The organism is Streptomyces scabichelini (assembly GCF_011045015.1).
Classification (GTDB): domain Bacteria; phylum Actinomycetota; class Actinomycetes; order Streptomycetales; family Streptomycetaceae; genus Streptomyces; species Streptomyces scabichelini.
On sequence record NZ_JAAKZY010000333.1, the window covers coordinates 1 to 8,261 of the forward strand.

Below are 8,261 nucleotides of genomic sequence, written 5' to 3' on the forward strand. Positions count from 1 at the left end.
GTCCTTGCCCGCCCCTTTCCGGTTACGCGGCCTTGGGTAACGGAGCCGCCGCGGACGCCGAGTCGGCCCCCAGGTCCGCCAGGAGGGCCGTCGCCGCGCGGTGGCCCGAGTGCAGGGCGCCCTGGACCGTGCTGGTGTCGCGGTGGTCGCCGCAGACGTACAGGCCGGCGAGGAGGCGGACGGGGCGGCGCAGGTCGTGCGGGGGTGGCATCGCGGGGACGGCGTCCGGGGTGTGGTGGACCGCCAGCAACTCCCAGCGGTGCGTGGACGTGCCGTACAGGTCGGCCAGGTGCGCGCGCACGACCCTGTCGACGTCCGGCGGCGGTGCGCCGAGGATCGTGGACGAGATCAGGGCACGGCCGGCCGGCGCCCGGGACGGGTCGACCTCGCTGAGGACGGCGGTGTGGGCCACCGGGCCGCGGCGGTCCGCGTCGAGGAGCAGCGCGGCTCCGGCCGACGGCACCTCGTCGGCCGTGTGGTGCACCGTCGTCACGGGGTGGAACGACGGCACCCGCAGACCGGGCAGCAACTCGGCCGCCGTGCGGGCGCCGGTCGCCAACAGGACGGCGCGGCAGCGGAGTTCACCGTGTTCCGCGGTGCGCACGGACGTCGTGGACACGGACGTGACTTGCACGCCGGTGCGTACCGTCCCGGGCGGCAGCGCTCCCGCGAGCAGCTCCGGCACCGTGTCGGCACCGCCCTCCGGCACGCACAGCCGCCCGGAGGCGAAGGTGCGCAGCGCGAGGTCCGCGCACCGGCTGGACGTCGTCAGATCCGGGTCGCAGAGCAACGCGGCCAGCAACGGCCGCAGAAAACCCTCGACCGTGCGAGCGGGCATCCCGCGTGCTGCCAGCGCACGTCCGGCCGACCGCTCCGGCCGCGCCAGCAACCGCTCCACAGGTGCCGCCGCGATCCGCCCGAGCGCGGAAGCGAGCCGCGCCTGGTCGAGGGCACCGCCGAGCGGCGGGAAGGCCCGTGGCAGGGAAGGCACGGTGGAAGTGGCGGTGGACGGGTCGGCGGCATGCGGCGACCACGCGTCGGTGCTGTCGCCCGGCTGCCCCGCCCGCCGGGCGGCGCGAGGCCTGCGAGGCGGCCTGCGAGGGGCGGCCACAAGGGCGCGTGCCGCGCCGAGTGCGCCCCGTGCGCCCCCGGGCTCGCCCGCCCGGTGGGTGCGCCCCTCGGCATGGACGAGAACGCCCGGTGCGAACGGGCGCAGGGCCAGGGCGTCGAGACCCGGAGCCATGCGTATCTCCGGGTACGCGGTGGACAGCAGCCGGCCGATCCGGTCGAGCCGGAAGCCGTCGATCTTCTCGGTCGACATACGGCCGCCCGCGTAAGGGGCGGCCTCCAGGACCACGGTCGTTACTCCTGCACTGATCAGACGGTGGGCAGCCGAGAGTCCCGCGACCCCGGCCCCCACGATCACGACGTCCGCCTGGCAAGCGGGCTCAAGCACGTGCCCCTCCTCGAGGTCGCGCGGCTCCTGGAGGTGTCATGCCCCCGACACGCTTCCGGAATTCCGGAGTCTCTGGACGAGGGTAGGGCTCCACCCGGTTCGCGGAAGTCGCGCATCAACAGGGCACGGGCGCACGCCGGTCGCATGCGACCGGCGGACATCGACCTGAGCGATGGCCTCGCCACGCCGCCTGTCGCCGCATGCCGCCGTCAGCTTCCGGCCGCCCGGATGGCCTGCTCGATTTCGGGGAACGCGAAGGAGAAGCCCGACTCCAACAGCCGGGTGGGCAGCACCCGTTGGCTCCCCAGCACATCCCCGGCCAGCTCGCCGAGCACCAGCCGCAGCGCGGGCGCGGGCACCGCGAAGAGCGTGGGCCGATGCAGCACCCGCCCCATCGCCGCCGTGATCTCCCGGTTGGTCAGCGGCTGCGGAGCCGTCAGGTTGAAGGGGCCCGACAACGACTCCGTGTCGAGCAGATGCCGCAGCGCGGCCACCTCGTCGTGCAGCGCGATATAGCTCCAGTACTGCCGTCCGTCGCCCATCCGCCCGCCGAGCCCCGCCTTGAAGAGCGGGAAGAGCCGTCCCCAGGCCCCGCCCTTGGCGGCCACGACCAGACCGGTGCGCGCGAAGACGGTCCGTACGCCCGCCTCCTGTGCCGGAGCCGCCGCCTCCTCCCACTCCACACACATCGACGGCAGAAACCCGTCTCCGGGCGGCGTGTTCTCGTCCACGGCCCGTTCCCCGGTGTCTCCGTAGAAACCGATCGCGCTGCCGTTCACAAAGACCCGTGGCGGCTGATCGAGAGAGGCGACGGCCTCCGCGAGCGCGGCCGTGCCGAGTACCCGGCTGTCGCGGATCTTCCGCTTGTACGCGTCCGTCCAGCGGCGGTTGCCGACCCCGGCACCGGCGAGGTTCACCACGGCGTCGCAGCCGATGAGCCCCGCCGCGTCGACGTACTGCCGCTCGGGGTCCCACTCGACCTCGTCCTTCGCCCGTGGCGTACGGCGCACAAGGCGCACCACCTCGTGCCCGTCCGCGGTCAGTGAGCGCACCAGTGCCCTGCCGATGAGGCCGGACGCCCCGGCCACGGCGATTCGGGAAGGTTCCATGGCCCCATCCTCCGCCAACGGCCCCGGACCGCCGTGCTGAGGGGTGCCAAGGGGTACCGAGGGGTGCACCGAGGGGTGCCGAAACACCGGACGACATCTCGCACCCCCGCCGTACAGTGACCTCCATGCCCGTCCTGCACATACGCACCGCCCTGCCCGACGACGAGGACGCGCTGGGTCGTCTCGACCGTGCGACCTGGTCGTATCTGCACGCGGTCAGGCCCCGGGAAGAGCCGCCGTACGAGCCGTTCTTCGGCGACCGCTTCGGGCCCCGCGACCACCTCGTCGCGGAGGTGGACGGACGCCTCGTCGGCTATGTGCGCCTCGGCTTCCCCACCCCGCTCGCCTCCAACGCGCACGTACGGCAGATCCAGGGCCTCGCCGTGGCCGAGGAGGTGCGCGGCATGGGCGTGGGCCGGGCGCTGATCCGCGCGGTGATCATGGAGGCCCGCCGCCAGGGCGCGCTCCGCATCACGCTGCGCGTCCTCGGCCACAACACCCCGGCCCGCAAGCTGTACGAGTCGGAGGGCTTCGTCGTGGAGGGCATCCAGCCAGGGGAGTTCTACCTCGACGGGAAGTACGTCGACGATGTGCTGATGGGCCGCAGTCTCTGACGCTCCATCAGCACGTGACCACGGCTCAGGACGTGACCAGGTCGCCCGTGTCCACCGGGGTCGAGGCGTTCGCCGCCCGCTTCGCGTCGCCCGCGACCTCGTCGGCGGTCAGGACGTAACCCGTCTCGTTGTCGCTCGTCGACCGGGCGAAGACCACCCCGTACACCTTGCCGCCGGTGGTCAGCAGGGGGCCGCCGGAGTTGCCGGGGAGGACCGTGGAGCGGATGGAGTAGATCTCGCGCGTGACGGGGTCGGAGCCGTAGATGTTCTGGCCGTTGGCCTGCATCTTGGTCGCGACGGTGGCCGCCTGGAGGTCAAGGCCGCCGTCCTGCGGGTAGCCCGCGACCACGGCCGCGTCGCCGCGGGCCGCGCTGTTGTCGAAGGGCAGTACGGGGGCTTCGAGGCCCGGTACGTCGAGGACGGCGACGTCCTTGTCGGGGTCGTAGAGGACGACCCTCGCCTCGTACGCCCGGCCCGTGCCGCCCACCCGTACGGTCGGCTCGTCGATGCCGGCCACCACGTGGGCGTTGGTCATCACGTGCTCGCGCGCGTACACGAAGCCGCTGCCCTCGCGGCCCTGGCTGCCGGAGACGCCCTCGACCTTCACCGTGGAGCGCGTCGCGGCGCGGGTGGCCGCCGCGGTGACGCTGTCCCCGGAGGGCTTGGCGACGCTCGTGGCGGGCTCGCTCTCGAACGGGTTGAAGACCTGCGGGAAACCCGCCTCCGTCAGGGCCGAGGTGGCGCGGGAGAACCAGGCCGGTGTGGTCTCCGGCATGGTGTTCTGCACCGCGCCCAGCAGCGCGGAGCTGCGGATGGCCTGGCTGATGACGGGGGAGGAGCCCGCGGCCAGCACGCTCGCGGCGACCCACGCCACCAGCAGCACGGCGACGCTGTTGGCCGCGGCTCCGCCGACTCCGTCGACCACGCGCAGGGAACCCCGGTCCAGCTCGCGGCGCAGTCGCAGGGCCAGGCGCCCCGCCAGCTCGTGTCCGACCACGGCGGGCAGCAGCACGGTCAGCACCGCCGTGAGCATCGCCGTCGTGGTCCCCGGCGACACCAGGTCCATGACCCAGGGCAGCACCCATACGCCGATGACCGCGCCGCCCACGAAACCGGCCAGGGACACGCAGCCCGCCACGAGCCCGCGCCGGTAACCGGACGCCGCATAGCCGAGGATCGCCAGCAACAGCAGGATGTCGAGCAGGTCCACGGAGCACCCTTTCTCTTGGGCCCCTCAGTACGTGCGGTGCGGGCCCAGTGATCAGACACGCGCGCGTGGGGCCCGGAATCCGGCCACGCGCGCGTGGAACCCTAAAAACGTCCTGGGCCGGGACGTTGGTTCCACCGGGTGGCACAGCACACATCGCGGACGGCCCGGGTGTCCCGGACAGTGGGCCTCATGCGTGTCTTCCGTGCGCCGCTGCCCCAACGCCCCCTGGGTGCGCTGCGGAACGCCCGCGTGAGGTCCGTACGGCACAGGCGGTTCATACGGAACAGGGGGTCCGTACGGAATGTGCCAGGGAAACGGAATGTGCGCAGGAAGCCGCCCGGGAGACGTCTGCCGCGTCCGGTGCTCGTGGTCCTCGCCTGGCTGCCCGGCCTCGCGGCCGTCACCGCGCTGGTCCTCTGTGCCGTGTTCCTCGAGCGGACGCCGAAGGCCGCCTGGCGCCCCGCGACGCCGCGGCCCGACCTGGGGCACCGGGCCGAACGGCCCGTCATCGTGCCCAGGGAGAGATGGCTGGGCGGTGCCGCGTACACGCGGCCGCCCGCCCGGTACGCCGACCGCGTCCTGGCCGTGTTCGTGCATCACACCGACTCGCCGAACGACTACGACTGCGCCGACGTGCCCCGCATCATCCGCTATCTGTACGTCGGACAGGCCGGAGACCGGCAGTGGGACGACATCGGCTACAACTTCCTCGTCGACCGCTGCGGCACGGTCTACGAAGGCCGGGCGGGCGGGATCGAGCGGGCCGTCGTCGGGGCGCACACACAGGGCTTCAACGTGGGGACGGCGGGCATCGCGGCGATCGGCACCTTCACCGCGGGAGTGCCCGTCCCGCAGGCCATGACCGACGCCATCGCGGCCGTCGCCGCCTGGAAGCTGGGCCTGTCGGACATCGACCCGCGCTCCCCGGTGCGGCTGGTCTCCACGAACAGCATGAGCAAGTACGCGGCGGGCACACGCGGCACCTTCACGGCCGTCTCCGGCCACGCCGACGGCTACTACACCGCCTGCCCGGGCGGGGCCCTGACCGCCCGCCTCCCCGCGATCAGGGAACGGGCGGCCCAGCTCCAGGGCAGGCGGTAGCTCACAGGTCCTCCCTGCTGAGCCTTCTCATACGGGTCTGTACAGGTTTGTACGAGGGTTGTGAGGCTTGTACGGGTCACTCGGCGAATCGCTCCCACAGCCGTGGAAAGCGCTCCGCCAGGACCTTCTGGTTCTCGAAGTCGATCGGCGTGCCCACCGGCTCCGCAGGCGCGGCCGGGATGCCGAGGTCCGGGGCGACGGTGCCGGTGAGCTCTTCGTACGCCTCGTCCGCCGCGTAGCCCAGCTCCTCTCCGTCCCCGTCGACCTCGTCGTCGAAGTCGGTCAGGAGCTCGGCGAGCAGGTCGGGTTCGTGCACGGCACCCTCGTACACCTCCCGCCCCTGACCGATCAGCCAGCAGCGGAAGAAGTCGAAGGCGTCGTCGCTGGCCCCGTCGAGCAGGATCCAGGCGGCGCCCCAAAGGTCCCAGGTGTAGGCGCGGTTGTAGCGGGCCTCGAAGTGACGGGCGAAGTCCAGGACCGAGTCCGGGTCGAGGCCGAGGAGCCGTTCGACGAGCACGTCGGCCTGCTCCTCGGGGTCGCCCTCGGCGGCCTCGCGGGTTGTGTCCACCAGCTCCCAGAACTCCGTCTCGTCCATCACGGGAACAAGCATCGGGCCTGTACCCGGCCCGCGCACCCGGGGACGGGCAGATCGTTATGCGTGCACATGCCGAAGGAAAGTCCGACGGCAGTCGACGGAAAGCCCGACAGCAGATGTCGGCTTTCGGCGGGATGCTCGGCGTATGGAGACCACACAGCCACTCAAGGGAAAGACCGCCCTGGTCGCGGGCGCCACGCGCGGCGCCGGGCGGGCCATGGCGGTGGAGCTGGGACGCGCCGGAGCCACGGTGTACGTGACGGGACGGACGACCCGCGACCACGTCAGCGAGGTCGGCCGGCCCACCGAGACCATCGAGGAGACCGCCGAACTGGTCGACGCGGCCGCCGGAACCGAGGGCAGGGGAATCGCCGTACCGACGGACCACCTGGAGCCGGAGCAGGTGCGGGCCCTCGTCGAGCGCATCGACCGCGAGCAGGGCCGCCTCGACATCCTCGTCAACGACCTCTGGGGCGGCGACGTCCACCTCGACATGGGGTCGAGTGAGCAGCCGAAGATGTGGACCATGGATCTCGACAAGGGGCTGCGGGTCATGCGCCTCGGCATCGAGTCGCACATCGTCACCAGCCATTGCGCGCTGCCGCTGCTGGTCCGCAACCCCGGCGGCCTGCTCGTCGAAGTCACCGACGGCACCGCGGAGTCCAACCGCGGCTACCGCAGACCCTTCTTCTACGACCTCGCCAAGACGACCCCGATCCGTATGGCGTACGACCTCGGGGAGGAGCTGAAGGAGCACGGCTGTACGGCCGTCTGCCTCACACCGGGCTGGCTGCGCTCCGAGGCGATGCTCGACACCGCCTTCCACGTCACCGAGGAGAACTGGCGGGACGCCATCGAGCAGGCCCCGCACTTCGCGATCTCCGAGTCGCCCACGTACATCGGACGGGCGCTGGCCGCGCTCGCCGCCGACCCGGACGTGGCGCGCTGGAACGGGCAGTCGCTCTCCAGCGGCGGCCTCGCCCGGGAGTACGGCTTCACGGACGTCGACGGCTCGGCCCCCGACGCCTGGCGCTACATGGCCGAGGTCGAGGGACCGGGCAAGCCCGCTGACGTCACGGGCTATCGGTGATCCGCGCGTAGTACGCCGCCGTCCGGGCCGCGGCCTGCGCGAAGCGCTCCCGCAGCCCGGACGGCTCCAGGACCTCCACCTCCGGTCCGAGCGCCATGAGCTGGGTGTACGCGACGTCGTGCGACTCGACCGGCAGCGTCACCGTCACCCGGCCCTCACCGTCGGGCTGCCCGGCCGCGGCCAGCGCCTCCTGCGCGGAGAGCGGATCGACGGCGTACTTCAGCTGCCGCGCGCCCGCCTCCGACAGCCGTATCACCACCGTCGCCCGCAGGATCGACCGTGCGAACTGCACCGCCTGCTCCTCCCAGAAGGCCGGCAGATCGAACCCCTCGTCGCGCACGAAGCGCTCGTCGCCGGGCTCCACCGCCGTGAACCGGTCCATGCGGTAGACGCGGAAGGAGCCGGGGTCCGGAACCCGGGCGCACACGTACCAGACACCCGCCTTGAGCACGAGCCCGTACGGCTCCAGCTCCCGCTCCACGTCGACCTCGTGACGCCGGTAGCGCGCGGTGATCCGCCGGTCGTCCCACACGGCCTCCGCGACCGCGGGCAGCAACTCGGGTGTCTTGGGTTCGGCGAACCAGGCGGGCGCGTCCAGATGAAAGCGCTGCGCCGCGCTGTGCGGGGCGTCCTGGAGGGAGGGCAGCAGGGCGGCCGACACCTTGAGCCTGGCCGCCGAGGCCGCGTCCTCGAGGCCCATCTCGCGGAGCGCACCCGGCACCCCGGACAGGAACAGCGCCTCTGCCTCACTCCGGGCGAGGCCGGTCAGCCGCGTGCGGTAGCCGCCGATGAGGCGGTACCCGCCGACCCGCCCCCGATCCGCGTACACCGGGACTCCGGCCTCCGAGAGCGCCTGCGCATCCCGCGTGATCGTCCGCTCGGACACCTCCAGCTCGCGGGCGAGCTCAGCGGCGGTCATGGAGGGACGGGACTGGAGCAGCAGCACCATTTTGATGAGCCGGGCAGCACGCATGAGTTCATGATGCCGGGTGAGGTCGGACAGGTGTTTTCGCCCCCGCCGCCCCTACCCGTCCCATCCTGAACCTGGGGGCTCCGCCCCCAGGTTCAGGATGGGACGGGTAGGGG

Annotated in this window: 8 protein-coding genes; 3 read left to right on the forward strand and 5 right to left on the reverse strand. The window is 72.3% G+C overall.

Features of this window, described 5'->3' with window-relative positions; translation table 11 throughout:
* Nucleotides 1–22: 22 nt before the first annotated feature.
* Together G5C60_RS48125 and G5C60_RS48130 are read right to left on the reverse strand one after the other, a co-directional pair.
* A complete protein-coding gene (locus tag G5C60_RS48125) occupies nt 23–1,456 on the reverse strand; it encodes an FAD-dependent oxidoreductase (protein ID WP_165270199.1) in 1,434 nt (477 codons plus the stop codon).
* Nucleotides 1,457–1,665: 209 nt separating this feature from the next.
* Nucleotides 1,666–2,565, reverse strand: coding sequence for a TIGR01777 family oxidoreductase (locus G5C60_RS48130; RefSeq protein ID WP_165270201.1), 900 nt, complete (start codon nt 2,563–2,565; stop codon nt 1,666–1,668).
* Nucleotides 2,566–2,690: 125 nt separating this feature from the next.
* Here G5C60_RS48130 and G5C60_RS48135 point away from each other — a divergent pair, with 125 nt between their 5' ends.
* Nucleotides 2,691–3,179, forward strand: a complete 489-nt coding sequence (locus tag G5C60_RS48135; RefSeq protein WP_165270203.1) for a GNAT family N-acetyltransferase — start codon at nt 2,691–2,693, stop codon at nt 3,177–3,179.
* Between the two features lie 25 nt (nt 3,180–3,204).
* On the opposite strand, the gene G5C60_RS48140 is transcribed toward G5C60_RS48135, so the two are convergent.
* The gene (locus G5C60_RS48140; RefSeq protein ID WP_165270205.1) at nt 3,205–4,389 is read right to left on the reverse strand and encodes a MarP family serine protease; all 1,185 of its coding nucleotides are present in this window, start codon (nt 4,387–4,389) and stop codon (nt 3,205–3,207) included.
* A gap of 366 nt (nt 4,390–4,755) precedes the next feature.
* Between G5C60_RS48140 and G5C60_RS48145 the strand changes: the two genes are divergently transcribed.
* Complete coding sequence (locus G5C60_RS48145) at nt 4,756–5,490, forward strand: peptidoglycan recognition protein family protein (RefSeq protein ID WP_420907484.1); 735 nt, start codon at nt 4,756–4,758, stop codon at nt 5,488–5,490.
* Nucleotides 5,491–5,566: 76 nt separating this feature from the next.
* Here the strand turns inward: G5C60_RS48145 and G5C60_RS48150 are convergent, their stop codons facing one another.
* Complete coding sequence (locus G5C60_RS48150; protein WP_165270213.1) at nt 5,567–6,085, reverse strand: DUF4240 domain-containing protein; 519 nt, start codon at nt 6,083–6,085, stop codon at nt 5,567–5,569.
* 145 nt (nt 6,086–6,230) lie between these two features.
* On the opposite strand from G5C60_RS48150, the gene G5C60_RS48155 reads away from it, so the two are divergent.
* A complete protein-coding gene (locus G5C60_RS48155) occupies nt 6,231–7,175 on the forward strand; it encodes an SDR family oxidoreductase (protein WP_165270209.1) in 945 nt (314 codons plus the stop codon).
* Here the strand turns inward: G5C60_RS48155 and G5C60_RS48160 are convergent.
* Nucleotides 7,159–8,148: a helix-turn-helix transcriptional regulator gene (locus G5C60_RS48160; RefSeq protein ID WP_165270211.1), complete on the reverse strand. Its 990-nt coding sequence runs from the start codon at nt 8,146–8,148 to the stop codon at nt 7,159–7,161. The genes G5C60_RS48155 and G5C60_RS48160 overlap by 17 nt on opposite strands.
* Nucleotides 8,149–8,261: the final 113 nt, after the last annotated feature.

Bases quoted from the DNA above. Each gene is read 5' to 3' on its own strand.
- G5C60_RS48130 (WP_165270201.1), bottom strand. From the start codon at position 2,565: ATGGAACCTTCCCGAATCGCCGTGGCCGGGGCGTCCGGCCTCATCGGC.
- G5C60_RS48155 (WP_165270209.1), top strand. From the start codon at position 6,231: ATGGAGACCACACAGCCACTCAAGGGAAAGACCGCCCTGGTCGCGGGC.
- G5C60_RS48150 (WP_165270213.1), bottom strand. From the start codon at position 6,085: ATGGACGAGACGGAGTTCTGGGAGCTGGTGGACACAACCCGCGAGGCC.
- G5C60_RS48135 (WP_165270203.1), top strand. From the start codon at position 2,691: ATGCCCGTCCTGCACATACGCACCGCCCTGCCCGACGACGAGGACGCG.
- G5C60_RS48160 (WP_165270211.1), bottom strand. From the start codon at position 8,148: ATGCGTGCTGCCCGGCTCATCAAAATGGTGCTGCTGCTCCAGTCCCGT.